This is a genomic window from Dulcicalothrix desertica PCC 7102, from assembly GCF_003991905.1.
GTDB lineage: Bacteria > Cyanobacteriota > Cyanobacteriia > Cyanobacteriales > Nostocaceae > Dulcicalothrix > Dulcicalothrix desertica.
Map to the genome: position 1 here is coordinate 217,270 of NZ_RSCL01000013.1, position 26,706 is coordinate 243,975.

The following is a 26,706-nucleotide window of genomic DNA, read 5'->3' on the forward strand; positions in this document are numbered from 1 at the left end:
CCAACAAAGAAACCCGGTTTCTAGGATTTTAAGCGTCAATCAAAAGCACCTGTAATATACTCTTGCAAGGTTAAATAGTACTCTGAGTTTTCTACATCTTGGCTTTTAGGTTTTGGTTTACAAGAGACGATAGCTACATCAAAGCGACACGTATAGTTTTCTTTATCTGAGTGTTCTGCCAGAAATATTTGTGCTGCACTAATTATTTTAGTTTGTTTACGTGACTCTACGGCATCTCTTCCTCCAGAGTCCCAGTTTCGTGCGCTGCGCGTTTTCACTTCAACAAACGCTAGTGTTTTTTCTTGAGTAGTAATATTTATTTTTCCTTTTGCTTCAACGAGCGCAATAATATCAATGTCTCCTCTACGACCACTCTTCCATCTGCGGTGTAGAATTTTTGAGCCATTTTCAGCTAACCACTCGGCTACAAAGTCTTCACCTAATGTACCGATGTCGAGATAATGATTAGAAGGAGCCATAAATGTAAATACTACTTCAAAACTATATGACTAAACGTATTAGGACGTATATACTTAGTTTATTCTTTTACGGAATAATTTGCTTAACTTTCAACTTTGGGCTGGCGCCTGCAAGTTTTGCACTCGACTATAACAAAGAGATTTTGATTGACGCTGATTTTTCGGGACGTGACTTGAGTGACTCTAGCTTTACCAAAGCCAATTTAAAGCAAAGCAACTTTACTAACTCTAATTTGCGCGGTGTTAGTTTTTTCGCCTCAAACCTTGAGTCAGTAGATTTTACAGGTGCTGATTTAACAAACGCGACCTTAGACTCCGCACGCTTAGTTAAAGCAAACTTGACCAACGCAGTATTAGAAGGAGCTTTCGCAGCTAGTGCCAAATTTGATGGCGCCGTTATTGATGGAGCAGACTTTACCGACGTATTATTACGCGACGACGAGCAAGAAAAATTATGTAAAGTCGCCAAAGGTATAAATCCCAAAACCGGACGCGACACCCGTGAAACACTAATGTGTCCTTAAGTAGTGATGAGTGGAAAGTGCTGAGTGCTGAGTAGAGTTAGGAGTTAGGAGTTAGGAGTTAGGAGTTACTACTCAGCACTCAGCACTCAGCACTCATTACTATGATTGAACTCAGCACTTTTAACTTTATATTAGAGTTATTCTTTAATAATTAAAAAATTGTGAAAGCAATAACTCTTCTTGGTTCCACAGGTTCAATTGGAACCCAAACTTTAGATATTGTGGCACAATATCCTGACCAATTCAGGGTTGTAGGGTTAGCGGCTGGTAATAATGTTGAAATGCTAATCAAACAGATTCGGCAGTTTCGACCGAGTATAGCAGCAATTTGCGCTCCTGAAAAACTGTCAATACTTCAAGATGGTATTAAAGACCTTGATTACAAACCAATTTTGCTTGCTGGTGAAGCTGGAATTATTGAGGTAGCTGCGTATGGTGATTCCCAAAGCGTTGTTACAGGTATAGTTGGTTGTGCTGGACTACTTCCAACTATTGCAGCGATTAAAGCAGGTAAAAATATTGCTCTTGCTAACAAAGAAACTTTAATTGCAGGCGCCCCAGTTGTTCTACCTTTAATTGAAGAGTATGGTGTTAAATTACTACCTGCTGACTCAGAACATTCTGCAATATTTCAATGTTTACAAGGTGTACCAACTCACGGACTACGTAAGATTATTCTAACAGCTTCAGGAGGCGCCTTCCGTGACTGGGCAGTATCCGATTTAGCTTCAGTTACAGTTGCCGATGCTTTAAAACATCCGAATTGGTCAATGGGACGCAAAATTACCGTTGATTCTGCAACCCTGATGAATAAAGGCTTAGAAGTAATTGAAGCACACTTTTTGTTTGGAATGGACTACGATAACATCGAGATTGTAATTCATCCGCAAAGTATTATTCACTCACTAATTGAACTTCAAGATACTTCAGTACTAGCTCAACTGGGTTGGGCTGATATGCGTTTACCATTGTTGTATGCAATGTCTTATCCCGAAAGAATTTTTACAGACTGGGAACGTCTCGATTTAGTCAAAGCTGGAAATTTGACTTTCCTTTCACCTGACCATCATAAATACCCATGTATGAATTTAGCATACGCAGCAGGTCGGGCAGGTGGTTCGATGCCAGCAGTATTAAACGCAGCTAATGAACAGGCAGTAGCTCTGTTTTTAGATGAGAAAATTAAGTTTTTAGATATCCCACGTTGTATTGAAATGACGTGTGCCCGTCATAATAATGCACAAAATCCTTCTTTGGAAGATATTATAGGCGCCGATAAATGGGCAAGACAACAAGTTATAGATGTTACTGAGCAATTAGAAAATCGTCCCCAGTTTATTTCATTACGTTAGTTACAAATCCCTCGGATGTATAAGTCCGGGGGAAACAAAGCCACGAAGAGCATAGAGAAAATATAATTCAATAGACAGATGTAACAATCAATGTCAATGACCGCAACAATTAATACTTAAATTTCTTTTAACTCTCGTAAAAATCGAGTACTATTATCGTTGTTTTGGTTCAGAATTAAAACTTACCCATTAACCATTGTCTGGTAAAAGGACTAAAACTCATACTTAACTAATTTTATACAATATATGTTCGTAGCTTTAATTGTAGCGTGGATTATCTTTACATTTCTTCTCAGAGTCATTAAAACAACACTTGTAAATGCAGCATTAATTGCCGCAGTAATTTTCTTTTTACAGGCAGGTTACGGTATAACTTTACTTGATGTAATTCAATACTTTACTCAAAATACGCGCACGGGTGGTAGGTAATTACTTATAATGAAACACATAGATGTAGAGACGTGATTAATCCCGTCTCTACAATGGACGTTTTTATAAATAATTTAATTCATAGGGTTGGTAATTTTGAGAAGCGCATCTTTGACGTTAACAGGGAGTTGGCGCATTATTTTACCGCGCTCTCGGTCTATAGCAACGACTGTTACTGCTGCGGTTAAATATAACTCTTGGGTATCTTCAGATTCGAGAGCATAATCAAAATTAATACGCACACCGCTTAAATCACCCATGCGGGTTTTTAAAATTGCTGTTGTTCCTAGTTGTAGTGACCGATGGTAACGTATAGATAACTCGACAACTGGTAAATCGCAACCTAAAGCAACTAAATCGGCATAGTTTATACCGCAAGTGCGTAAATACTCAACACGCGCTTCCTCCATCCAAGTTATATAAGTACCATGCCAAACTATTCCAGCATGGTCTGTGTGGTGAGGATATACGCGCACTGAATACTCGAACCAGTTTTCGTATGTACTAGATGATGGATTGGTAATTGTGCTTGTGGGTAACGAGTATTGATTTACTTTTTCTTCCGACATATTAAAATTTTCCCATTCTTATGCCTAACTATTTCGATGCTGGAAATAGAATAACAATACATATTGTAGTTCTAGGAAAAATAACTGGGAACTCAAAAATATGAGAAATAAGTTGGCAAGTATTTGGTTGTGTTTAATTTCTTTGTTGGTCAGCAATTATAGCACCGCGAGTCGAATCGCTTTCGGTTTTATTACTTGTAATGTCACCCCACTCATGAACATGACCGTCTGAGTTGCTCATGATTACATTGTAGTTAACTCGCGAAGTGCTATATACGCTTCCTATTCAACTTAATATCACTACTCTCGTTGATTTATTACCGCAAAACCACTTGCTAGTATAAATCTTATTGAGATAAGGTGAGTATGTTGCACGCTTGCTTTCTGGGCTTCAGGGCAATGGCTAAAGGCTAACAGCGTTTTTAGCACTTTGGTATCGTTTTAAAAACAAGCAATTAGCAATTAGCATTCCCAGTGGGAGCATTTCATAATTACCTTGTCTTCACGCACTTTGTAAATAAATATACTAGCTTTATTTATTGTACTTAGTGACGCTTGGCAAGGGTTTTGTTAGCGGCGCCTTTCTCTTGCATAGAGTATTTGACAATATTAGCCAATTCTTGTAACTGGTTAACAGCCTCTGCTCCTTCCAACTTCATTAACTCACGGTCATCACGCATTTCAGTCCAGGTAATTCCATAATCGGATACCAAAAACCGAATTAAGTGGTTTTCTCCTAAGCTCACCATAAATGAAGCACTGTTCATTTGGTCGCCACAGGTATAGCAAGATGCAGGATAGCCACGACGTTCGAGTACTATCGCCAATGCCTGTAAATTCATTACCAAGTCTTGGACAAATTGCCTGTGTTGTTGCGCTAATCTTAGAAACACTATTTTTCCTCCTTACACCACGGTATCGGGCGTACTTTTATATTTTCTTTAGATTTTCTCATGAACTGGTATTGTAGACTAATCATTACAATTTCCAGGTCATCTACAAAGTCCCGGAAAGCTACCTCACGCTTAAGGTAGTGTATAGGAATTTTTGCTGCCGTATCAAAACATTCACTTTAGACGTTAGTTATATCGGACAGAATCGTCAGATTTAACCTTATCTTCATGTAATGCTTTCTTTGTAGACTTAGCCATTGTAGTGATTCCGCTTTAAGACTAACTCAGATTGAGTACAAGTCAAACACGGAAAAGCTACAAATAGCACAAAAATTCACGAACCGCCGTAACATGTGCTACTTTTCTTAAGAAAAACGATGGAATTTTTAATTTTGTACCATCAGTTTGCTCAAGACTATAAGCCTTTCACACTAACAATAACGCAAATAAAAAAATCGCTATTCTTGAGTACACAAGTCTAAATATATACACGCTTTTGCTATATCCTTGTTGTATTCTTACAAGGCAAAAGCTTATTTCACTTGCCTTCCAACTAAAAATACAACTAAGTATAAGTAAAAAAAGTGTTGAATTAGACTAATAGTCAAGATAGTCTGCTTTCGTACTAATTTAATAGATGCCCTAATTGGTTAATACACCTAATAACTTGTATAGACTTATATCAATGCTGCTGCTGATATAAGTTTGACTACAATCCCGAAGTAACCCTGAATCGCTCGACTGATAAAAATGAAGATAACTGAGCCTCGGTAGAGAATGTTGCCATTTCGGCAGGTCGATTCTTAAGCTTTAATAAAAAAGTATCAATAACTACTTAGCTCTCAACCGTTAGTTATATTTTAGAATTTTCAGTATTGTAGATTACTATTTGTCCAAGTATTTACACTAGTTTAATAAAAATACAACTGGGTCAGGGAAAATAGATACGTATGTTAAATCTTTTCCCTTGACCTTTTTGGCTATTAATCTACAGTTTGCCACCAACCGAAAGCTGGACCAATAAAACGCACTGTTAACCAGATAGCGACCATTGCACCAATTCCAAACCAGGCGCCCTTAGTAGTCCATTTGACAAACTTTTCGGCTTGGGTTTTAGTAATGGGCAACCACGGCAGAATTTGCTGTTCCTGCCCGTATTTTTCTCCTAGCGATTCTTTGCGACGTTTAGCTTCACCCATAATTTGATTAAAATTTGGTATTTCAAACACACTTACACGCGCTATCATAGCGCGATTAAATGGGCATTGAGCATACGTTATAGGTTACAGAATATTATCAAAGTAGTACATAATAATTAGTCATTGTTGGTTGAGTTGAATAAATTTGGGTCGAGGTAGTTAATGCGAGAAAGCGGACTAAGAGAATTGAGAATTTGGGCGCCATAGCTACGGTTAACAACACGACTATCGAGTAAAGCGACCACTCCTTGGTTTTCACGAACTGGTGCGATGGCACGCTGTAATTCATTTAAAGCTGTGGGTAAAAGGTATAACCGAAACCAATCTTGATGTGTACGCTTGTAATATGACACCCTTAGTGATACCAAGGGGTTTTCCAACGATGGTAAAGGTAATGTGGCAATAATCATTAGAGTCGGTGAAGGTAAAACGCTTTGATGCTCACGCCAAAATTCCCAACCTGTCACTAAAATACCGTTTTCATCCAAACAAGTTTTCTCAACTTGCACCCGTGAACCAAATTCTGATGCCAAAATTGTCCCCACTTGCGCTTTGAGTGGCACATCCCCTACTAAAATTACCGTTAACCCAGGCGCCGTTGCACTGAGGCATACTAATGTACGGGTTTTATGAATAAATGCCGCTTGATATTCGGGTGTATTAGGTAGGGGTAAGTTGTAAGGGACGTAAAGTTGTATCGCTTCGGTTTGATTATCACCAGAAAATTTTAAACAAGTTACCTCTCCTACACCCATACGCTCTCGAAATAATGGCGCCTCGGTTTCTGTTTCTACAGCACTACCAATTAGTACAATTGGTTGACGCTGCCAAATCGGCGCCAATATTTGACCGAATTTAACTGGGCAGGTATGTAAATAAAATGTCCCATACGTTCGATTAATAGTAGCCCAAAGAAGAGGAGATTCAGATTGAGGTTGAAAATTAGAATAGAATTTTTTCCATGTGTCAGGGAGGGTAGGTATATCTAAAACTGAATACAATCGCTGTAAAATTTCGATTTCAAGATCAGAGACTGCATAGCATTCGTAAGGATTAGCGGGATGTTTAAAGATATTGTGCGTTAATTCAACCCTCGCATTGCGAATAACTGACTCGTGAAACGGATAAGCTAGCGCAAGCGAGTCCCAGCAATTAGGAGAAAGCGTAACAGTAAGACTCGCGCGCACCCAATCTTCTAAATCATCAATACCATCAATAATTGTAGGAATTCCAACTCTGAAGGCGCCGTTTTGTGTAAGTTGCGCGTTTAGCCAAACTTCAGGTGTCGTTAAAAGTATTCCTTGAAAGTCACCACCGACCCAAGCATCACCCGTTCTAATTGGCTTATCAACTCGTAACCACTGCTGTAAACGAGGAATTTCGACTTTGAGCAAACGATTTTGTATAACTTCAGGAGCAACAATAACGACTCCAGATTGCCACATTAACGCCGACGCAATAAAACTAGTGCGATACCTACCTTGATAACCACAAACTGCGCCGACTTGAATTAAGGCGCTTCTTCCCAAACGCAAGGCGCGCGCAACCAACCGCGCCATCGTTAAATGATGGTGCCACGCTGGGAAACCCGCCTGCGACCGCAGGAAGTTGTGTAATGACAAATGAACTTCTGCCTCAATCACACGCTTTACGTTCCATACGAAATTTTGACTTTAGAGAGCAATTATGCGCGCTCCACAAAAACGAGGCGCCATCGTTAACCATGTGGGCAATTGTTATATTAGCCACATAACGAACGTTTTGGTTATAAACAAATTGCATTATGGCTTCTTACCCAGGAATTAAAGCGGAAGCATTCCGACATCCCTTAGATAGGCAAGCGGAACAGACGCTCCGCAGCCTACCAGGGTTCGATTTCCTTGCACGTAAATTTGTAGAATTTTTTGCCGAACGCCCGCAGTTAGTTTTTCTAATGGGCAACACCATCCAAGTTGGGCCTCGTCAATATTCCACTATTTACCATATGTTTCGCGAATGCGTGCGGGATTTGGACATTACCTACGAGCCTAAACTGTTCATCGAACAAAATGCTGTCGCCAACAGCTACTCGCTTGGAAAAGAAAACCCCTGCATCGTCATCAATACAGGTATACTAGACTTGCTTAGTGAAGTCGAGATTAGGGCGGTGTTAGCCCATGAACTGGGGCATATTAAGTGTGGTCATACTATTTTAATTCAAATGGCGAAGTGGGTGAGTCAGGCTGCAACTGCGATTGGTCAGGTAACATTTGGTGTAGGTAAATTTGTCAGCCAGGGTTTATTGCTAGCCTTTTACGAATGGCGCCGTAAAGCTGAATTATCGTGTGACCGTGCAGCTTTGCTTGTTATTGAAGACCTAAACACGGTGATGAAGACGATGATGAAAATAAGTGGAGGTAGTATAAATTATGCCCACGAGTGCCATTTACAAGAGTTTATAAAACAGTCCGAAGAATATCAGGCACTCGATGAAGACGGGCTGAACCAGGTTTACAAACTGCTAATGTATTCGGGGGTAATAGGGGAAATGCAAAGCCACCCTTTCGCTGTCGAGCGTGTGCATTATTTGCGTGAGTGGGCAGTATCAGAAGAATATCAGCAAATACTTCAGGGCAATTACATGCGTTCACCTGCTGAAGGAGCCGTTAATGTTGAGGTAAATAATGATACTGAAGCTGATCAACTCAGGCGCCAGCTTGAGGAACTCCAGCGTGAAATTGAGAGAATCCGTAGGACGGGAAACCAATAATAGCCTAAAAATTGCTCTACAACAATTAAAATTTCTGAACAGTGTAGGTTTATACTATTTGAAAATTGTATAAGCAATATACTAACTTTTAGGTTCTACCTGGGAATTACAAGCATAAGTGGCATAGCCACTTTTTTTTTGATTATATGGCTGGAAAGCTCCGCGCGCTTCTAGCATCTGTACAACACTAAAAGAATTGGGGTTTCGCATCAAAGAGCGCAAAAATTTTAAACGAGTCACGCTTTGAGCTTCGGTGTCTAGCTCCTCAAAAATACGGATTTTTTGGTGTCGCGATAAATCTCCTTTAATTTGTGCCATTACCGAGACAATCATTTGCTGTGGTTCAACCTGCATAACAAGCAAAAATTTAGATAAAGTTTCCACAATTGTGCTTTGGCTTTCTGTACTTAAAGGCAAATTATGAAATAACATTACCGACGTTGCGTGATGACGGCTTTTATCTGTCAAAAAACCTTGTAATATCAAGCTTATATCAGGTTCATAACATTCTATTGCCAAGCTACGATAGTAACTCAAACTCCACCCATCTAAAACTAGAAGCACAAATAAAATAACAGCTTTATCTTGAACATCAATTACATCATTTAAAAATTTGAGTAATTGATTGTTTTCGTCTTGCTGTATTGTTGATGGTGGAATTGGAATAAATGGTTTAATTTTGGCCACGTGCATCGCTTCATCAGCACAAAACAAACTATAGAGCATTTGTTCTTCAGTACTTTCATGCATCAGCACCAGCTTTGCCATATAATTTACACAAGCTTTTTCAATTATGTATATTTGTTCTAGTACATAGTAATTGCAAAGCTGTAATATTTTGGTTTGATGGTAAAAATCAGCAGATTGAAAGCTTTTGACTTTGTTCAAGCCAAAATAGCTGGCGCCCCAGTAGATAGGGGTGTTCTCTGTAGGTGATAATTGACTGTTGTGCCCAAGTCGGGCGCCTAGTTCAGAAGAAAGCCAACATAAAAGTTTATTTTCTTCGGAATTTGGTAGATTTGACCCTGGTATAAATTGTTGTTTAATCATTTTATTTATAAATCAGACGACACCACAGACAGCGTATCTAGCCGAGGTTGCATCAAAAATATAAAATTATTCACGCTTGTGGTAGAAAGGGAATGCCAAAAAAAGTAATCTATATTCCAGCCTGTCATAAATAGAGCAATTTAGTTATTTAGTTATGTGGCACTAAAAAATCTGTCATATATCCAACCTCATTTTCTGCAATTTGTGCAATAGTAAATACATCACCTAGCTAGTTGCATGTTGTTTAAGTACAAATGTGATTAAGCAAACACCAAAAGAGACGCGGCTGCTGAACCATGTCTCAACTCTTCAAAAGTAAAAACTTACTTGAGTACTAGTTATTTACAACTAGAGGTTTCATGCAGCCCAAAAATATGTGTCGTCTCCTGCGTGCGTTGTCGCGTCAGGGTCTAAATGTTAGTTACGAAAATAAAACCTATTCGGTTCGCTTAAATAAATTAAAGCAAGATGTACCTGTTGCTTCGGTTCTTTTACCCGAAGATTTTCTAGTTGAAGCAAAGGCTTTGAATCAACTTGCGCTACTTGCTAGTATGCAGCATCCTGCTGGTGGGTGTGTATGCGGCGCCTGTGCTACACCAGATTTTCATCCAGGAGATGCAGGTGTTGCTATTGGTTCGGTTATTGAAACCGAGAATATGGTGATTCCTGCTGCCGTCGGTTCTGATATTAACTGCGGGATGCGGTTACATGTTGCAAATTTAACCATCGAGAAATTTCTGGCACAGCGTGATAAATTTGTTGAATTAATGAAAGGCGATTACTTTTTTGGTACTCGTGATGTCACAATGAGTGCTTCTACAATGCGCGCGCTGTTTCAGGATGGTGTCCTGGGATGGGTTGATGCTATGTGGAAGGCGCCAACAGGAAGTTTTGTTAAATCAGATTTTGCACAGTTAGCCAAAGAAGTAGACCGTATTTTTCTTAATGGTTCGATGGAAGGTAGCTGGAAAAAGGCGCCATCCGAACTTGTGCCAGATGAAGGAGTTGTGCGCGATGGAGGTTTAGCCACTATTGGTGGTGGTAATCATTTTGTGGAAATTCAACGTGTAGACAAAATTGAAAATCGTAGACTCGCGCATTTATGGGGAGTAAAAGAAGGGCAGCTTGCTTTTATGATTCATTCTGGTTCACGTAACGTCGGTAAATATATCGGTGGTGCATGGCGTGATAAAGCAAAAGCTGCTTGGGGTAAAAGTGTAAAATATCCTGACTCGAACATCTTCCCATTATCAACAAATTCGCACCCTGAACTCGTAGCAAGTTATCTACAAGCAGAAGCAACAGCAGCAAACTATGGATTTATGAATCGTTTACTTTTAGCGGAGTTATTACGACTACGGTTACGCCAAGTATTCGGTGATATCGAGGCGCCGCTAGTTTACGATTTACCTCACAACATTACTTTACCTCAACCCGTAATTAACAAATGGGTGACACGTAAAGGCGCCTGTCCAGCATTTGATAACCAACCCGTAATTATTCCCGGTTCAATGGGCGCCAGTTCATATTTATGTGTGGGAAAAAGTAACCCTAAATTTCTAAATTCCGCATCTCACGGTGCAGGAAGACAACGTAGTCGCTTTGAATTAACCCGTCAAGGTGCTTCATATACCAAAGAAGAACTAGGATTAACTGGAGTTGATTGTATTACTTTACGGGAAGAACGTCGAATTGAAGAGGCGCCTGTCGCTTACAAACCCATACAATCAGTTATTGATGTACAAGTAGAAGCAAAAATGATAGAAGTTGTAGCAACGTTAAGCCCAATATTAACCTTCAAAGCCTAAAAACAAAAACCCATCTTGTGCAATCTCTTGTGGAACCTCTTGTGGAACGGGCATCCTTGCCCGTTCTTCTTCAGCATATTCTTCTTGTATCATCTCAAAAACATTAACAATTTCAGCACGCGCTTCGTCCATAGTTTGCCCCCAAGCATGGCAACTAGGAATGGCAGGAACGTAAGCCACAAATGTACCGTTGTCATCAGGACGAATAATGATTGTATAGTCTTGCAGCGACTTCATAGAAATAAGCCTAGTATTAGTAATACCTCTAGTTTAAAGGATTAACTGAGGATAGAAGTATCATGCCTAACGGCCCACTGTTTAGCATAACTATTCGACTCATCGCAACACTACTCTATATGGAAGTGCGGTGTTTATCTAAATTTTGGCGGAGATATTCCCATGTTTCCGTTTGTTCTTTTTCATCTCCTTCTTCTATCCATTGTTTACTTAACTCAACTAATGCGCGATGTTGCTGCATTAGTGGGTCGGTTTCTTGAGTTGGTTCTGAAACTGCTGTTTGTGTCACACTTTCAGTATTCTCTGGGTAATTGCTGCATTTCTTTTAAAATATCTGTTCTTGATACATAAGTATTGTTAGATTCGGTTTCATTTTCTGGTTGGTTGTGAATTATACTTTGCTCTGACATAGACCTATATATAATAGTTGAAGTTATAACTTTTTAATTTTAACTGAACTTTTCCACAATCGATTATGTGAAGACGGCGCCTGTTTATAGTTTAAAATTGCTATAAAAGATGTGAAATATTTCTATTTTTTACAATTAGGGCGGCTGGGGACAGCCGCTCCACAAGATTGATTTTAGAGTTATGTAGTTAATGTGGGTGTACTTAACTTTGAGAAAATTTTAAAGATTCATCAATGGGGAGTGTAATTAGAAATTCGGCGCCTTGATTTTCGGTTGATGTACATTTGATTGTACCACCGTGCTGTTCGACGATGATTTGATGACTTATAGATAAGCCTAAACCTATACCTTGTCCTACTGGTTTAGTGGTAAAAAACGGTCTAAAGATATTTTTGCAAACTTCTTTAGTAATTCCGCTGCCGTTATCGATTATTTGAATGTTAATTTCATTTTTTTGAGAATATGATGTACAAATGCGAATAGTTGGTGTTTCTTCTTCTTCGATTTGACTAGTGGCTGCTTTTTTATTTAGTGCGTCGATAGCATTATTGATAACGTGAAAGAATACTTGATTTAATATACGAGGGTTACAATATATTTTTGAAATTTCGCCATACTCTTTAATTACTGCAATGTGTTTAGTCCGGTGCCCACAAGAGTTAAGACGATGGCTTAAAATTGTTAGTGTACTATCAATACCTTCATGAATATCAGCTTTTTTAAAGTCTGTTTCATTCAACCGTGAGAAACTTGAGAGTGACTGTACTATTTCATTAATACGAGTTGTGCCTGATTCCATAGAATTTAGAATGCTCGGAAAATCGGATTTGATAAACTCTAAGTCACTTGAAGCTATGGCATTAATTACTTTACTATCAGGATTTGGGTATACAGAAGCGTAAGTATCTAAAAGGTCTAACAAATTTTTAGTGTATGAACTAACATACCCTAGGTTGCCTTCTATAAAGCTGACTGGGTTATTAATTTCGTGTGCGACTCCAGCAACCATTTGCCCTAAAGCTAACATTGTTTCACGATGAATTGATTGTAATTGCGATTGTTGAACTTTCTGCAATTGAAATAAAAGAGTTTCAGCATTTTCTTTTGCCGCTCGGTACTTATCTTGTATTTGCAAAAATCGATTTAGAGTCCGATAGTACACGTTGACGCTAAACCAAACAAACAGCGCTCCGAAAAAGAAAACCATTCCAGTCAACAACGGTATCCATTCAAAAAGCCTTGCACTAATTAGATAAGCTAATAATGAGTAATTACATAGGAAAAAAATCATCAATCTATACATTATTTGCCAACTAGAACGGTCGGCTTCTATTTCAAATAAAGTTAAAATTTTACTTGTTCTAAAAATACACAGCCCCATAATTCCGGCGCCGAGAATAATCATGGTGACAATGATAGATAAAACCACTGATGAAGTCAGCATGAGTTGATTGCACACTGTAATCTGACTATTCTATTATGTGCTAATTGTATGGAGTATGACAAACTAAGTATGGAATATTACTGAAACTTTAATATACCATTTAGTATACTTATACCTAATTGTCATAGAAACCCGGTTTTTTATACTATTTGTAGCCAAATATTCTTAATGCTTTCTTAGCTTCAGCTAAATTGCTTGTTTCTATTTCTCGGTTACTTTCTGATGAGACATTGAAATCTACCGTTTGAGCTTCTAAATTCCAAATAGCAACTAGTCGATTATTTTTGTACCCACTACAAATAAAAGCATCAATACTACAGGATTGTACTAACTGTCTATTTTTAAATTCATAAAAACTGATTGGAGTTCCATCATCAGTAATTCTAATGTATGCTGGTTTACCTTTATGCTGACATAAATCGTATCTTAAAGAACCTCGTGTTATTGTTTTCTCCTTACAGGTTTCAGGGTGAGAGTCTCCTTTAAACTGAGCAAGCTGATTTTTCTTGAAATTATCAAATTTTTTATCAGCCATTGCAGGAAGAATTGCGGTAGATAGAATACCAATACCTAATACAGCAGCAGTAAATAGTTTTGTCACTTGCATGATTTTTTCCTGAATTATTGATTGAGTTAGTATTTTATTGAATTAACAACCTTTTCAGTTATAGCGTTGTAGATTTTTTCTTGAGACTTTGGGTAGCGAATCATAAAATTTATCTTCTTATCGCTTGCCAAAATAATCTTTTCGTAAAAAACTTTGCCATTTTCCATCCCTGAAACAACATACCAATTGTTTCCTGAAGCTTTATAGCTGATATTTCGACCTTTTTGCTGTAACGCTTCTGTATAAAGTTGTTTTAAAGGTACACCATTCCAACCACTATCTGAAAAATCTGCTTTATAGAAACCAGAAATAAACATACTTGCGTGTCCATCTTTAGAGACAAAGCTTTGCTCTCCTCCATAGTGATACGCTGACTGTGGTTTTTTTAGAACAAAAATATTCTTGGGATAAGAAATATAAAAGTTCTGATGTTCGTTATGATAAGTCTCATAACTATTAGTTTTTGTTTGAGCGTAAATTGTTTGAGAAGGTACTGGCGCCGCACTAGTTTGAGCAACTAATAATCCAGGAGACCCCAACAAAAAAATTAAACTCAATAAAAATGTTTTTTTCATTGACATTTTTTTGATTACACAATTCTAACTTAAGATAGTAAACCTAAGATGTCACTGCAATAAATACTGGTATTTGACAACTTTACTAAAACTTTATAATTAAGAAACCTGGCAACGGATGATGAACGGATGTAACGGATGAGTTATTTTACCGGAAGCTCAAAGAAACCGGGCTTCTATACGAAAAATCAACGTATTATAGCAAGATTTTTGGCAAGAAGCCCGGTTTCTGTTCTAGGTGCAAGATAGAAGTTATTCGTTGTATTTGTTGGCAATATCAGCGATGATTTGTTGTAATTTTACTTTTGAGAAATAAAAGTTTGGTACATCCCATTGGGGAATTAGCGGTTTGTCAAGGTCTTGCTCTGATAGATATGTTTGATATCTAATTTCTATTTGCAAAGTTTCTACGTTCTTGTTTTCGCTGTAATGTCTTGTAATATATCCACCTGTGAAGGTTTTATTTTTGACGACTTGATATTTTTGATTAATAAAAGCTAGCTCAACGGTGTTTATAAAGTTTTCTGTACAGGTTTTGCCGTTGACGTTGCCTAAACAAACTTCGTCATCTATTAACCCACCAAAGCTGTGCAAGTCAAGTAAATATACTTTGCCGAACTCTCGAACTTTTTGTTCTATAAGTTGGCTAAGTTGATTATGGTAAGTTATATAATATTTATTAATGCGTTCTTGAATTTGGTACGGCGCCGGAGTGGTTTGATATATTGGTTTACCAAAAGCTGTTTGCAGTGGAACGACCGCAGACCAAAAGTTGCCGCTTAATGGTTCTTTGGCTTGTCTGTTTAAGTCAACTACGTAACGATTGTAGTTAGCTTGCATAACTGTAATGCCCAACGATGGTAAAAAATCGTAAAGTTTTTCAAGATGCCAGTCGCTATTGGGTAACGATTGGAGATGAGCAGGCGCCATCATTACAGCAATATCCGGCGGAATGTATAACCCACTATGAGGTAAATTAGCAATTAGCGGTATTGCTTTAACTGTAGGTGTATGTATTGTGAATAATTCCATCAATTTTGATTTGTGGGATACATTGCTGAAAAAATATGTTAATGAGCAGGGACGTGTTAACTACGCTGCTTGGAAACGGGATGAACCAGAGGTGTTAGCTAATTGGCTATTGAGTATCGCAACATTACAAATAAACGAGAATGCAGGCACTCCCCTAAACATTAATGACCAGTTGGCTTTGTGGATAAACTTATATAATGCGTTTACAGTTGCAACAATTTTAGAAAAATATCCAATTAAGTCAGTATTACCACGAATTTTAGGAATACCAAATTGGCTAGGTTTCTTATGGTTTTTTCAGCGTCAGATTTATATAGTTGGCGGTAAAAACTACAGTTTAGCTGAAATTGAAAACAAGATACTAAGAGAAAAATTACAGGAACCACGAATACATTTTGCTATAGTATGCGCTTCTATCGGTTGTCCGTTACTGCGTGCGGGTGCTTACTACCCCGAACAAGTTCTTTCTCAATTAGATGATGACGCGCGTCGTTTTATTAATAATCCAGACAAAGTAAAATACGATGCAGATAAAGAGATACTCTATTGTAGCAAAATATTTAAATGGTACCGTCAAGACTTTCTACATGTGGCGCCATCTGTACCCGAATATATACGCTCTTACCTAAATACCGAACTACCACTCACAGCATCAACACCAGTAAAATATTTGTACTATGACTGGAATCTTAATCAGCAGTTCTACCGAATATCCTCATAAAACTTTTTGAGATAATTCGCATCAACACCAACACCCCACAAAATTCCCACATATAAATAAATAGCTGTTGCTTTAATTGCACCCCAACGTGCAACGCGACGGTCAGAAGTTGTAACAACGCGGTTAACTAAGCGAATTTGTCCTAATTTGAATAATTTTAAACACAAATCACCATCTTCCATAATTGGTAATGCTTCATTAAACCCACCACATTTTAAAAAATCCTGGCGCCTACAAAACATTACTTGGTCGCCAAATAATAATCGCAAACCTTTAAAAAATGAGTAAGGACGAAATATTAAGGGTGCATAGTAAGTTTTGAGGTAATTGTGCAGCGATATACCCCAGCGCGTTGTTTGAGTGCCTGTCATTAAAGAAATAAATCCACCACAGGAAATTTTTGAGTTTGTCAGAGTTTGTTCTATCACTGTGACTATATCATGGGATACCTGAGTATCAGCATGGAGAAAGCATAAAATATCACCACTCGCATTCCTGGCGCCAAAGTTCATTTGAACCGCACGTCCTTTTATATCACATTTTATAATTTGTACATCTACATTTAGAGGGAAAAAATGCAAGCAGTGTTTAGCTAATTCGATTGTATTATCTGAACTTCCTCCATCAACTATCACAATTTCTTTTGCCTTTGGGTTAAGAACAGTTAGCTGACGCAGTGTTTGCTCTAAACTGCTTGCTTCATTAAGAGTAGGTATGATAATCGATACACTCGACATTATCTTCTTGTAGTTTTTTGGCGCCGCATCCAGTTTAATCCAAGAGTGACAGCCGCTACCACAATCACAATAAAAAATATTAAGCCAGCTATTCTTTTCATAGTCAGATTACCTCAATTATTCTTTTATCCATAATGCTAAACCACCACCGCGACCACGCGCTGCAATAAAATTTTCAGTTATTAAAAAGAATGCAAAAAACGCTAGTTTGCCTATCTTTTGGTCATAAAAATTACTTTGATTTGTTTTACTACCAGGCACATTACCACTATATACTTTGTAATTAAATAAATTTATTTCATAAGTATGGAAGTCAAAAGCTAGTAGATTTTTTTTATCTATATATTGAGTTAAGCCTGATAATTCTAGTGTAAATCCGCCAAACTGAATTTTATTACTTATTCTACCTCTGTTTATAGATGTATCTAATGTATCAAAACTTATATAAGCAGGAGAAAATTTAGGCATGTAAAAACCTTTACCTAAAATTATGCCGGAACGTTTTCTGACTTTACGTGTTCCGGTGGCAAAACATAGGCGCCAGTTCCCTGATAATGAGGCAAACGGGTACGTTAATTTTTGTTGCTTTGCTGTTTTCTCTGCTTGTAGTAGTGCATTCACAACTACATCAGGTTTGGGACGAGTTTTACTGCTATCTCGAAATGATAAAGCTGCTTGGGCTAAGTCAGCAAAAAAATCAGTGTTGGACATCACAGTTGCAGGTTCCATATACAGTAACTTCGTAAGTTTGCGCTTTTAACCCTGGACGTAATTTATCTAAACTAACATCAGGAAAAGCCTCCCAAGGAATATCTTCTATTGTTTTGCACTCACGACAATAAAAGTGATGGTGCTTTTCTACATTCGCGTCGTAGCGTGATACACCCGCTTCTAAAAGAACTTCACGCACTAAACCAACATCGCGTAAAGCTTGAAGCGCACTGTATACCGTTGCTTGCGATGATATTGGCGCCTGCTTATTCAGGTCAATAAGTATCTGCTCTGCTGTTGGATGGTCTTGACGTGACAGTAAGTTCGCATAAACGGCAAAACGTTGAGGTGTCACTTTTAGACCTTTTCCTCTTAAGGTCTTAACTATGTCATCGACTAATTCTTTCATTGCTTATTGCTGCTACTCGATAGTGTCTCTATATTGTAATGGTTCACGTCTTGAAATCATACTACAATCAGAAACATTACTGAATATAAGTATTTATTACTATTGACTAATTCTTAAATCAGAATTATTCTGATTTGGAGTCAAAAGTAAAACCAGCAACAAACATACATAGATTAGGAGTAATGGAGATGGTAGCGGTAACAAAAGTACCAAACGTAGTTTTCAAAACCCGTGTACGTGATGAGTCAATTGGTGGAGCTAACCCTTTTCGTTGGCAAGACCGGACGACACAAGAAATCTTTGGTGGAAAAAGAATTGTACTGCTTGCATTGCCTGGAGCGTTTACTCCTACCTGTTCTTCGACGCACTTACCACGTTATGAAGAACTTTACGATGAAATTAAAGCGCAGGGAGTTGACGAGGTTATTTGCTTGTCTGTGAACGATGCGTTTGTTATGTTCCAGTGGGCTAAAAATTTAGGTATCAACAAAATGTTTATCTTGCCTGATGGCAATGGTGAGTTTACCCGTAAAATGGGAATGCTTGTAGATAAGTCCAACTTGGGTTTTGGAATGCGTTCTTGGCGTTATGCAATGGTGATTGATGATTGCAAAATCGAAAAAATATTTATCGAAGAAGGTCACGAAGATAACTGTACTACTGACCCGTTTGAAGTTTCTGATGCTGACACTATGCTTGCTTATCTTAAGAGCGCTCGTGTAGGCGCCGCAGTATAAAGTAAGGTAGGGGGTAAAGGAAAAACCTTTACCCTATATTGTATATATATGGAAAAAGCAACATTTGGAGGCGGCTGTTTCTGGGGTGTTGAAGCAGCTTATCGTAAAGTCAAGGGAGTATTATCAACTTCTGTGGGTTACATGGGGGGACATTTTGAAAACCCGTGTCATCTTGATGTGGTGTCGCGAGTTACTGGACATGCAGAAGTAGCGCAGATTGAGTACGACCCTGATATTGTAAGTTATGAAAAGCTATTGAATATATTTTGGAATATTCACGACCCTACAAGTTTAAATCGACAAGGCGCCGACCGAGGTGAACAGTATCGGAGTGTTATTTTTTACCATATAACTCAACAGGAAGCTATCGCCAGAAACTCTAAACAGAGTTTACAATCTTCTGGCAAGTTTGAGAAAGCTATTGTAACAGATATTAAGCCAGCTTCAGCATATTGGTTAGCATCAGACGAACATCAACAGTATTTCGAGAAAGTTCGTTGTAATAATAATAACAATTATTAAATTGAGTAGGGTGCGTCAAAGCCACACCCTACAATACCGTAATGGCAGGCGCCAACACACCAAAACTTATGACATGAAGTATTCGGTACTCCATGTCATTTATTTTGGCGGGTAGATTGGCAACGGATGTGAAACGGATGTAACGGATAGGTAATTTTAGATAACAAAATCTAGATTTTTGACGAATAACTCATCCGTTACATCCGTTGCATCCGTTGCAAACCAATATTTCAAAACTTATGACACAGACTATTGGTAGTCCATGTCATTTATTTTGGCGGGTAGATTGGCAACGGATGTGAAACGGATGTAACGGATAGTTGATTCGTTATTTGAAGGCGCCGAAACTTTGAAAATCTTATTTGTAACAAATAAATCATCCGTTACATCCGTTATATCTGTTGCAAACCAACATCTCCTCTCTCCGTGTACTCTGTGTCTCTGTGGTAAAAAAACTGTATAACCATGATTTTGCTCGACGACGCAATACGTTATGTTACAATATTCTGTAAAGATTTTATGAAGAATTTACGAAAGCTAGTAAATTCTCCGGAATGAAATTATATTAGTACAACACGCGGTTTTTACGCAGGTGATATTAGTCAAAAATTATTTGCCGTTTATGAATAAAACACTTGTCCTTTAACTATTCGTATTATTATTTATATAGATATGAAAATTGCTGTTATCGGTGCTAAAGGTTTACCTCCTGGGCAGGGAGGAATCGAAAACTACTGTGCGGAAGTATACCCAAGAATAGTTACACAAGGCCATACTGTAGATTTATTTGCACGTTGTTCTTATACCGAAGGTAGTTGGTTTGGTTCGAGTAACTATCAAGGTGTGCAAGTTATATCTTTACCAAGTTTTTTTAGAAAAGGTGTAGATGCGTTTATAAGTTCTGCTCTAGGTGCAACTTTGGCATCTGGTAGGCAATATGATATAGTACATTTCCATGCTTTAGGCCCAGCTTTATTTAGTAGCATTACAAGCGTTTTGAGAGCTTCTAAAATTGTTGTCACTTGTCAAGGTTTAGACTGGCAACGTGCAAAGTGGGGAAATTTTTCGAGTAAAGTAATTTTAGCTGGTGAGAAAGCAGCCGCAAAGTATGCTGACGAAATTATCGTAGTATCCCAAGCACTACAAAGTTATTTTTCACAAACTTACAAACGGGATACAGTTTATATTCCTAATGCACCTGCTGGTTATGCTTCCTCAGACCCGGACTTTGCTTATGGTAAAGCTTTAGGACTTACACAAGGACGTTACTTATTATTTTTAGGTAGATTAGTACCAGAGAAATGTCCAGATTTATTAATCGAAGCTTTTCTTCGACTTAAATATCAAGGTTGGAAACTTGTACTAGCTGGTGGTATTAGTGATACTCAAGCATACACGAATTTAATGCTGCAAAAAGTTGCTCTTAGTAAACAAATTGTGTTTGCTGGAGAATTGCGGGGTAAACGGTTAGCTGAAATTGTGCGAGGTGCAGGATTATTTGTTTTACCCTCTAATGTTGAAGGTTTACCACTAGCTATGCTCGAAGCAATGCGTGAAGGTGTTCCTGTACTGGCAAGTAATATTCTTCCTCATCAGCAACTTGTAGACCAAGAGCGTGGTGTACTATTTCCTGTTGGTGATATTGATGGTTTTGTAAATGCTTTGAAATGGGCATTAAATCATCCCAATGAAATGGCAAATATGGCAGCAAATGCACAGCGTCATGTTCAGCGTTACTATACATGGGATAAAATAACAGCACAGAATATAGAAGTTTACCAGAATTTATTAGGCGCCAACAAAGCCGAAAAAACAGCGTATATTGTTTAGTTTTGTTACGAAAACAGTGTTTGTACGGTTATAGTGATAGGCGAATTCTGCATTCATTGAGATAAAAGTTATGGAAAAAGGCGTATCATCTTTATGGGCAGTTGTTAGAAGGCGAAGTTTACCAGCCTTTTTAACTTTATCAGCAGTAATGGCAGGCGCCGTCACCTACTTAGCGGTAGCTCCACGTATGTATGAGACAAGCTCCCGGTTAATGCTCGATAGTAAAAGTGTCTCGGTATCTGCACTTGGACGTGACATCACTCAATTAGATGCAGGAACTCCAGGAGGAGCAAGTCCATTAGCAGACCAAGCAGAATTAATTAAATCACAGCAAGTTCTCGAAAAAGCTCTTACTGCTCTCAAAGCTAACCCTCAAACAGCTTCCTCTTCAGAAAAACTTTCATTTAAACAACTTAGTCGCGATTTAAAAGTCAAAATTATTCCTGCCACTAATATCCTAGAACTTCGTTATAAAGCAGCAGACCCTGTGTTTGCCACTAGGTTAGTCAATGCAGTTACTGACGCAATGGTTGAAGAAAACATCAAAACCATGAGTTCAGAAGCAACGAAAGTCAGAGAATTTCTAGAGAAAAAGGAAGTTCCCAACGCTCAACAACGACTCAAAGCAGCTGAAATTAAAGAAAATAAATACCGTCAAACAAGTGGTGTTGTTTCTTTTGATGAGCAAAGTAAGAGTTTGGTGACAAGTCTGGCAAATCTTGAAGACCAAGAACGTATGTTGTTTGCTCAACTGCAAGAAGCACGTTCACGAGATGCTTCATTACGTCAAGTTACTAATTCAAGTAACCTAGGTAGTGCATATGCTTCGGTACGTAGCGGTCAAGATGAGCAAATAAAAAACCTACGGGTAAAACTAACTGAGTTACAAACGCAAATTGTCGCCCTTCAACAGCGTTTTACTCCTGAGCATCCAGAGTTAAATAGCTTGATACAACAACGTGATACTTTGCGTGCAGTGTATCAACAAGAATTAGCGCGTGTATCTAGTGGAAATGCACTCACTAGCGTATCGAATGATAATTTAAGCCAAACTCTTAACTCTCAACTCGTTACAAATACAGTTGAGGGAACAGCAATTGCAAATAAATTACGAACTTTGCAGGCAGAAAGAGTCAAGCTGCAAACTAGACTCGCGCAGCTACCTATTAAACAGGAACCTTTGACAGCGTTAACACGTACACGTGAACAAGCTGCTGAATCATTTAAGGCACTTGAGCGTAAACTCGAAGAAGCTCGCATTGCCGAAGCTCAAAAAGTTAGTAATATTCGTGTTATTGAAGTCGCGACTGTTCCAACGGTTCCTAGTACACCCAAATCTACAATTATTTTGGCTATTGCAGGCGCCTTTGGAATTCTGTTATCCACGGGTATGGTGCTTCTGCTGGAAATGATGGACAACCGCTTGCATGATGTCGCCGAAGCTGAGTTGTTAGAGTTACCTTTACTAGGAGTTTTGCCGCGTCTATCGAAATCGAATTTAGCGCTCGCAGAAGCCGACTTATTCCTAGATGATATGGGATTAGTCGAGCCGTATCGAATGCTATTAAAAACACTCGAATGCCGCAGTGCTAGTAAATTACATTCAATTGTCGTCAGCAGCGCACTTAGTGGTGAAGGCAAATCGGTAGTAGTATCACATTTAGCAGCAGTTTCGGCAATGCTATCGCGTCGAACTTTACTTATCGATGCTGACTTACGCCGACCTAAGTTACACCGTGTATTCAATTTGCAAAATGCTCCAGGTCTTAGTGACGCTATTACTGAGCGTCGGCGCCTTGCAGATTTTGTTCAGCCTACTGCAATTGAAAACCTTTTTGTGTTAACTTGCGGTTCCATGTCCACACGTCCATCGCAGTTACTCGAATCTACATATATGAAAGCTTTGATGATGGAAGCTGCCGAAAGTTATGATTTAGTAATTTTAGATACTCCTCCACTCAGTGCTTGTGCAGATGCAACAACATTAGGTCAACTTAGCGATGGCATTATGCTAGTGACTCGTCCTCGTTACACCATAAAAGAAGTATTTCAAAAAGCAGTATCAGATTTGACGCGCGACCGCATTCCAATGTTGGGAGTAGTAGTAAATGGAATTAATACGCTTAGTGACAAATACTATCGTAATTACCGTAATATAAATGATGACCAAACTACATTACCGAGGGGGTTAGCACGCATTGGCGGCGCCTTTAACCCGAATAATACATCAGAGAGGTAGGTATGGCGGCAACAAATCAACACCAATTACCTTTAGTAACATTCCTGGTATCGGCATGTATAGCAATAGGTTTTGCTGCTGGTGTTGCAGTTGGAGTACAGCCGTTATTGATGGGTTTAGCAGTAGTTGTTATACTCGCGCTAACTTACTTTTTCGCAAGTTTTTCTCAAGCTGTTCTCGTGCTGTTAATAGTGCGAAGTTCAGTAGATATATTTTCACAGTTACAAATACCTTCTGCTTTAGCAATTGGCATTGACATACTAACGCTAATGTATGTCACTAAATTGCTACTAGAACATAAAAAAGTCCACACCGATAGCTTTTGGTGGTTTTTTGCTGTATGGATATTAACGCAAGCGCTTTGGGTAGTGCTTTTACCGCTTGGTGGTTTAGGACTAGATGGCGCCTATCTAGTAGATAGTTTACGCGAATGGGTACGGTTATTTTCTTGGTTGATGATTTACTTGCTAGTAATGCAACTCAAAGACCAGGTAGAACCATCTGTAATGTTGTCTCAATTATTACTAGGGTTAGTACCGCCAATAACATTAGCTTTACTGCAAATGTTTCTACCGTCCATATTACCACCTTTGTTGTCAGGAACCGATGCACGTATTAAAGGTACCTTTGGACACCCCAACAGTTTTGCAACTTACTTGTTACTGTTCATCTCTTTAACTTGGTGGAAACTAGGTGAAGCTAAAAATCGTTTACCTTGGGTTTTGTTATTAGGAGTATTATCGATGTTTTTTGTCAGCACCAAAGCTTTGTTTAGCTTGATGATGCTGGCAATATTCGTGTTAGTACTAATTTTGCCACGGTTAAATTTGCTAAAACTTATCGGTGGAATACTGTTTTTGATGTTTGTAATTGGTTTATTTGCCAGCACTCCATTTGGACAAGAACGTTTGAGTTCGCTAGGTAATACACCTTTATTAAACCCTGATATAGATATTTCACGGGCAATTCTGCTTGCTCAAGGTGATAATAACAGCTTTAATTGGCGCCTGTCGCAGTGGACGTACTTAATGGAACAATGGCAGGAATATCCATTGTTTGGTTTTGGGTTAGGACTAAGTATACATGTCAGCACGAACAAACTTTTACCTCACAACGACTATATACGCGCATTAGTTGAAGGAGGAATTGTTGGATTCACCACTTATATTTTATTCTTTTTTGCCCAAGGTGTTCGGTTGTGGAGCATTATAAAATCTCCTTTGACAGTCGCTTCACAACGTTCGCTATGTTTAGTTTTGTTGGCATTTTTACTTGCTGTACCCGTTGGGATGATTACCGAAAACATTTGGAGTCATACAACGATGTTTTTCTATTGGTGGACAATATTAGCAATTGCTGGTTGGCAGTGGAAACCACGCACAACTATTTCTTAAAGCCTTTTTTATAAAATCAACCAATATTAAGAATCAAATGAAAAGCATAATTGACTATATATTCCAAGATTGGCAAACCAATAAAGATAGCAGTTCTAAAACACGTTTTGCTTTAACTTTTTTTCGTTCCGCACAAATAATTGGTAAATTACCTGTTCCATTAAACATATTTGCCAAAATCTACTGTAATCTTTATATTTTTGTAGTAGAGTGGATACTTGGAATTGAATTGCCTTGGGATGTACATGTTGGCAAGAATTTGAAGTTATTACATGGAATCGGGTTAGTTGTTAACCATTATTCGACAATTGGAGATAATTGTACATTAAGACATAATACCACAATTGGAAATAAAAAGCTAGCTGATGGCTCTTGTAGTGCTTGTCCACAAATAGGAAACAATGTTGATATCGGCTCGAATGTTGTAATTATTGGCGCCGTTACTATAGGAGATAATGCTGTAATTGGAGCGGGTTCTGTTGTTGTAAAAAATGTTCCTGAAAATGCGGTTGTTGCCGGAAATCCTGCTAAAGTTATTCGCATTAATCATACCTTAACTAGGAATAATCTACACTCTATGCTACAAGAGATGAAATTTATTCCCCCAACCCCCCGGAATTCGCAGGGCTAAGAATTTCTAGTATTGCGTCTTTATGAAGTATTTGATTTTACAGAGGTATTCGCATAAAATTATACAATTGTTCCGTATTTATAGTTAAATGATAATTGATAAAATAAAACGGCTATTGTCAGACCGCTTTATTCGTAATATTGGCTGGTTAGGGGGTGCAGAACTTTTTAATCGGGTTGCAAGGTTAGCCACAACTGTGGTATTAGCTCGTACTTTTACTTCGTATGATTATGGTGTTGCTTCACTAATTTTTACTATTGCTGATTTTGGCTATGTTTTAACTATTAATCCTGGATTTGGCGCCAAACTTGTGCAAGCAAGTGAAGATGAACTAGAATCTGTATGCAATACGAGTTACTGGCTAAATTGGGTAGTATGTATCTTATTATTTATATTTCAATGTTTAGCAGCATTTCCTATTGCTAGTTTTTATAAAAATAGTCAATTGATTTTGCCAATTTGTGTAGTTGCAACAGCTTATTTATTTTTACCTATATTTGCTATTCAGGCTAATCTTATTCAACGTGAAAATCGATTAAAAATTACAGCAATATCTACAGCAGTACAATTAATTTTTGGAAATATTTTAACTATAATTTTAGCTCTGGGTCAAATGGGGTCTTGGGCTGTAATTTTACCTGTAGTTATGACTATACCCATCAATATTATAATAAACTTAATGAATCATAGCTGGCGCCCGCCTAAATCGTTCACATTAGATAAATGGCGTGAAATTACTAGCTTTGGGCTAAAAATGCTTGGTGTAAATGCCTTAAGTCGGCTAAGAATGAATTTAGATTACTTATTAGTAGGATATTTTATTGGTATTGAAGCATTAGGACTGTATTTTTTCGCGTTTAATGCAGGTTTAGGAATTAGTCAAAGCGTCATCAATGCTTTTACGTCAGCACTTTACCCTGAGTTGTGTTCTGTACAGAGTGACAAAGTGCAAATGAAAAAGCGGTTTTTTCGCGGATTGAAAACTATTGCCTTAATTGTGGTTCCATTGGTAATTTTACAATCTAGTCTGGCGCCGTTATATGTGCCAATTATATTTGGGAAAAAATGGGTAGAAGGAATACCGATATTGATTGTAATTTGTTTATCGGCTATACCTATAGCATTATCGCGCGCAACTTCGCAATTATTACAAGCTACGAATAAGACACATCTTGATTTTTACTGGAACTTAATTTTTACAGGTATTTTTGCTGTTTCGCTTGTAATTGCAGTTCAATATGGCATTTTTGCGGTTGCATGTGCTGTTTTAATATCACAGCTTATTGCTATGCCTATTTTTACTATTTGGGTGATGAGAAAGGTGTTTACACAACAACCTGATAAAATTGCTGTAGGTAAATAAAGTCTTGTGGAATGGGCATCCCTGCCCGTTCTAGTATATAGGCGGGCAAGGATGC

At 38.2% G+C, this 26,706-nt stretch carries 28 protein-coding genes; 13 read left to right on the top strand and 15 right to left on the bottom strand.

Features of this window, described 5'->3' with window-relative positions:
- Window positions 1-35 precede the first annotated feature (35 nt).
- A complete protein-coding gene (locus tag DSM106972_RS26525) occupies window positions 36-479 on the bottom strand; it encodes a YraN family protein (protein WP_127083507.1) in 444 nt (147 codons plus the stop codon).
- A gap of 26 nt (window positions 480-505) precedes the next feature.
- Here DSM106972_RS26525 and DSM106972_RS26530 point away from each other — a divergent pair, with 26 nt between their 5' ends.
- The 3 genes from DSM106972_RS26530 (at window position 506) to DSM106972_RS26540 (ending at window position 2,784) form a co-directional block, all read left to right on the top strand.
- Window positions 506-1,003: a pentapeptide repeat-containing protein gene (locus tag DSM106972_RS26530; RefSeq protein ID WP_127083508.1), complete on the top strand. Its 498-nt coding sequence runs from the start codon at window positions 506-508 to the stop codon at window positions 1,001-1,003.
- A gap of 161 nt (window positions 1,004-1,164) precedes the next feature.
- Window positions 1,165-2,355: a 1-deoxy-D-xylulose-5-phosphate reductoisomerase gene (gene dxr, locus DSM106972_RS26535; protein ID WP_127083509.1), complete on the top strand. Its 1,191-nt coding sequence runs from the start codon at window positions 1,165-1,167 to the stop codon at window positions 2,353-2,355.
- Window positions 2,356-2,601: 246 nt separating this feature from the next.
- Window positions 2,602-2,784, top strand: coding sequence for a hypothetical protein (locus DSM106972_RS26540; RefSeq protein WP_019493714.1), 183 nt, complete (start codon window positions 2,602-2,604; stop codon window positions 2,782-2,784).
- 74 nt (window positions 2,785-2,858) lie between these two features.
- On the opposite strand, the gene DSM106972_RS26545 is transcribed toward DSM106972_RS26540, so the two are convergent.
- From DSM106972_RS26545 to DSM106972_RS26560, 4 genes are all read right to left on the bottom strand, one after another.
- A complete protein-coding gene (locus tag DSM106972_RS26545; protein WP_127083510.1) occupies window positions 2,859-3,353 on the bottom strand; it encodes an acyl-CoA thioesterase in 495 nt (164 codons plus the stop codon).
- 545 nt (window positions 3,354-3,898) lie between these two features.
- Window positions 3,899-4,246 (bottom strand): DUF1815 family protein, encoded by a 348-nt coding sequence (locus tag DSM106972_RS26550; RefSeq protein WP_073617601.1) that lies wholly within the window; start codon window positions 4,244-4,246, stop codon window positions 3,899-3,901.
- 983 nt (window positions 4,247-5,229) lie between these two features.
- Window positions 5,230-5,445, bottom strand: a complete 216-nt coding sequence (locus DSM106972_RS26555) for a DUF2839 domain-containing protein (RefSeq protein ID WP_127083607.1) — start codon at window positions 5,443-5,445, stop codon at window positions 5,230-5,232.
- A gap of 116 nt (window positions 5,446-5,561) precedes the next feature.
- The gene (locus tag DSM106972_RS26560; protein WP_127083511.1) at window positions 5,562-7,088 is read right to left on the bottom strand and encodes a helicase C-terminal domain-containing protein; all 1,527 of its coding nucleotides are present in this window, start codon (window positions 7,086-7,088) and stop codon (window positions 5,562-5,564) included.
- Between the two features lie 140 nt (window positions 7,089-7,228).
- Between DSM106972_RS26560 and DSM106972_RS26565 the strand changes: the two genes are divergently transcribed.
- A complete protein-coding gene (locus DSM106972_RS26565) occupies window positions 7,229-8,194 on the top strand; it encodes a M48 family metallopeptidase (RefSeq protein WP_127083512.1) in 966 nt (321 codons plus the stop codon).
- 81 nt (window positions 8,195-8,275) lie between these two features.
- Here DSM106972_RS26565 and DSM106972_RS26570 read toward each other — a convergent pair whose 3' ends face one another.
- Window positions 8,276-9,244 carry a ferritin-like domain-containing protein gene (locus DSM106972_RS26570; protein ID WP_127083513.1) on the bottom strand — a complete coding sequence of 323 codons (969 nt, stop codon included), beginning with the start codon at window positions 9,242-9,244 and terminating at the stop codon, window positions 8,276-8,278.
- A 359-nt stretch (window positions 9,245-9,603) separates the two neighbouring features.
- Here DSM106972_RS26570 and DSM106972_RS26575 point away from each other — a divergent pair, with 359 nt between their 5' ends.
- Window positions 9,604-11,052: an RtcB family protein gene (locus tag DSM106972_RS26575; RefSeq protein ID WP_127083514.1), complete on the top strand. Its 1,449-nt coding sequence runs from the start codon at window positions 9,604-9,606 to the stop codon at window positions 11,050-11,052.
- Here the strand turns inward: DSM106972_RS26575 and DSM106972_RS26580 are convergent.
- The 6 genes from DSM106972_RS26580 to DSM106972_RS26605 form a co-directional block, all read right to left on the bottom strand.
- The gene (locus tag DSM106972_RS26580; RefSeq protein ID WP_127083515.1) at window positions 11,035-11,289 is read right to left on the bottom strand and encodes a type II toxin-antitoxin system HicB family antitoxin; all 255 of its coding nucleotides are present in this window, start codon (window positions 11,287-11,289) and stop codon (window positions 11,035-11,037) included. The genes DSM106972_RS26575 and DSM106972_RS26580 overlap by 18 nt on opposite strands.
- A gap of 115 nt (window positions 11,290-11,404) precedes the next feature.
- Window positions 11,405-11,578 carry a hypothetical protein gene (locus DSM106972_RS53885; protein WP_233787267.1) on the bottom strand — a complete coding sequence of 58 codons (174 nt, stop codon included), beginning with the start codon at window positions 11,576-11,578 and terminating at the stop codon, window positions 11,405-11,407.
- A gap of 323 nt (window positions 11,579-11,901) precedes the next feature.
- Entirely contained in the window at window positions 11,902-13,143 is a 1,242-nt protein-coding gene (locus DSM106972_RS26590) for a sensor histidine kinase (protein WP_233787266.1), read from the bottom strand.
- 145 nt (window positions 13,144-13,288) lie between these two features.
- Entirely contained in the window at window positions 13,289-13,750 is a 462-nt protein-coding gene (locus DSM106972_RS26595; protein WP_127083516.1) for a hypothetical protein, read from the bottom strand.
- A gap of 26 nt (window positions 13,751-13,776) precedes the next feature.
- Window positions 13,777-14,325: a hypothetical protein gene (locus DSM106972_RS26600; protein ID WP_127083517.1), complete on the bottom strand. Its 549-nt coding sequence runs from the start codon at window positions 14,323-14,325 to the stop codon at window positions 13,777-13,779.
- 252 nt (window positions 14,326-14,577) lie between these two features.
- Window positions 14,578-15,357: an N-formylglutamate amidohydrolase gene (locus DSM106972_RS26605; RefSeq protein WP_127083518.1), complete on the bottom strand. Its 780-nt coding sequence runs from the start codon at window positions 15,355-15,357 to the stop codon at window positions 14,578-14,580.
- On the opposite strand from DSM106972_RS26605, the gene DSM106972_RS26610 reads away from it, so the two are divergent.
- A complete protein-coding gene (locus DSM106972_RS26610) occupies window positions 15,344-16,078 on the top strand; it encodes a DUF547 domain-containing protein (RefSeq protein ID WP_127083519.1) in 735 nt (244 codons plus the stop codon). The two genes, DSM106972_RS26605 and DSM106972_RS26610, sit on opposite strands and share 14 nt — an antisense overlap.
- Here DSM106972_RS26610 and DSM106972_RS26615 read toward each other — a convergent pair.
- The 3 genes from DSM106972_RS26615 to DSM106972_RS26625 all read right to left on the bottom strand — a co-directional run bounded on the left by DSM106972_RS26615 (window position 16,060) and on the right by DSM106972_RS26625 (window position 17,935).
- Window positions 16,060-16,815, bottom strand: coding sequence for a TIGR04283 family arsenosugar biosynthesis glycosyltransferase (locus tag DSM106972_RS26615; RefSeq protein WP_127083520.1), 756 nt, complete (start codon window positions 16,813-16,815; stop codon window positions 16,060-16,062). The two genes, DSM106972_RS26610 and DSM106972_RS26615, sit on opposite strands and share 19 nt — an antisense overlap.
- Window positions 16,816-16,932: 117 nt before the next feature.
- A complete protein-coding gene (locus tag DSM106972_RS26620) occupies window positions 16,933-17,544 on the bottom strand; it encodes a hypothetical protein (RefSeq protein WP_127083521.1) in 612 nt (203 codons plus the stop codon).
- A complete protein-coding gene (locus DSM106972_RS26625) occupies window positions 17,513-17,935 on the bottom strand; it encodes a Fur family transcriptional regulator (RefSeq protein WP_127083522.1) in 423 nt (140 codons plus the stop codon). Before DSM106972_RS26625 ends, DSM106972_RS26620 begins: the two co-directional genes overlap by 32 nt.
- Window positions 17,936-18,123: 188 nt before the next feature.
- On the opposite strand from DSM106972_RS26625, the gene DSM106972_RS26630 reads away from it, so the two are divergent.
- From DSM106972_RS26630 to DSM106972_RS26660, 7 genes are all read left to right on the top strand, one after another.
- Window positions 18,124-18,672, top strand: coding sequence for a peroxiredoxin (locus DSM106972_RS26630; protein WP_127083523.1), 549 nt, complete (start codon window positions 18,124-18,126; stop codon window positions 18,670-18,672).
- Between the two features lie 48 nt (window positions 18,673-18,720).
- On the top strand, window positions 18,721-19,194 hold the full coding sequence (gene msrA, locus DSM106972_RS26635) for a peptide-methionine (S)-S-oxide reductase MsrA (protein ID WP_127083524.1): 474 nt from the start codon (window positions 18,721-18,723) through the stop codon (window positions 19,192-19,194).
- A gap of 672 nt (window positions 19,195-19,866) precedes the next feature.
- Complete coding sequence (locus DSM106972_RS26640; RefSeq protein ID WP_127083525.1) at window positions 19,867-21,024, top strand: glycosyltransferase family 4 protein; 1,158 nt, start codon at window positions 19,867-19,869, stop codon at window positions 21,022-21,024.
- 70 nt (window positions 21,025-21,094) lie between these two features.
- The gene (locus tag DSM106972_RS26645) at window positions 21,095-23,263 is read left to right on the top strand and encodes a GumC family protein (RefSeq protein ID WP_127083526.1); all 2,169 of its coding nucleotides are present in this window, start codon (window positions 21,095-21,097) and stop codon (window positions 23,261-23,263) included.
- Between the two features lie 2 nt (window positions 23,264-23,265).
- On the top strand, window positions 23,266-24,657 hold the full coding sequence (locus tag DSM106972_RS26650; RefSeq protein ID WP_127083527.1) for an O-antigen ligase family protein: 1,392 nt from the start codon (window positions 23,266-23,268) through the stop codon (window positions 24,655-24,657).
- A gap of 37 nt (window positions 24,658-24,694) precedes the next feature.
- Window positions 24,695-25,288, top strand: coding sequence for a serine acetyltransferase (locus DSM106972_RS26655; RefSeq protein WP_127083528.1), 594 nt, complete (start codon window positions 24,695-24,697; stop codon window positions 25,286-25,288).
- Window positions 25,289-25,376: 88 nt separating this feature from the next.
- On the top strand, window positions 25,377-26,651 hold the full coding sequence (locus DSM106972_RS26660; protein ID WP_127083529.1) for a lipopolysaccharide biosynthesis protein: 1,275 nt from the start codon (window positions 25,377-25,379) through the stop codon (window positions 26,649-26,651).
- Window positions 26,652-26,706: the final 55 nt, after the last annotated feature.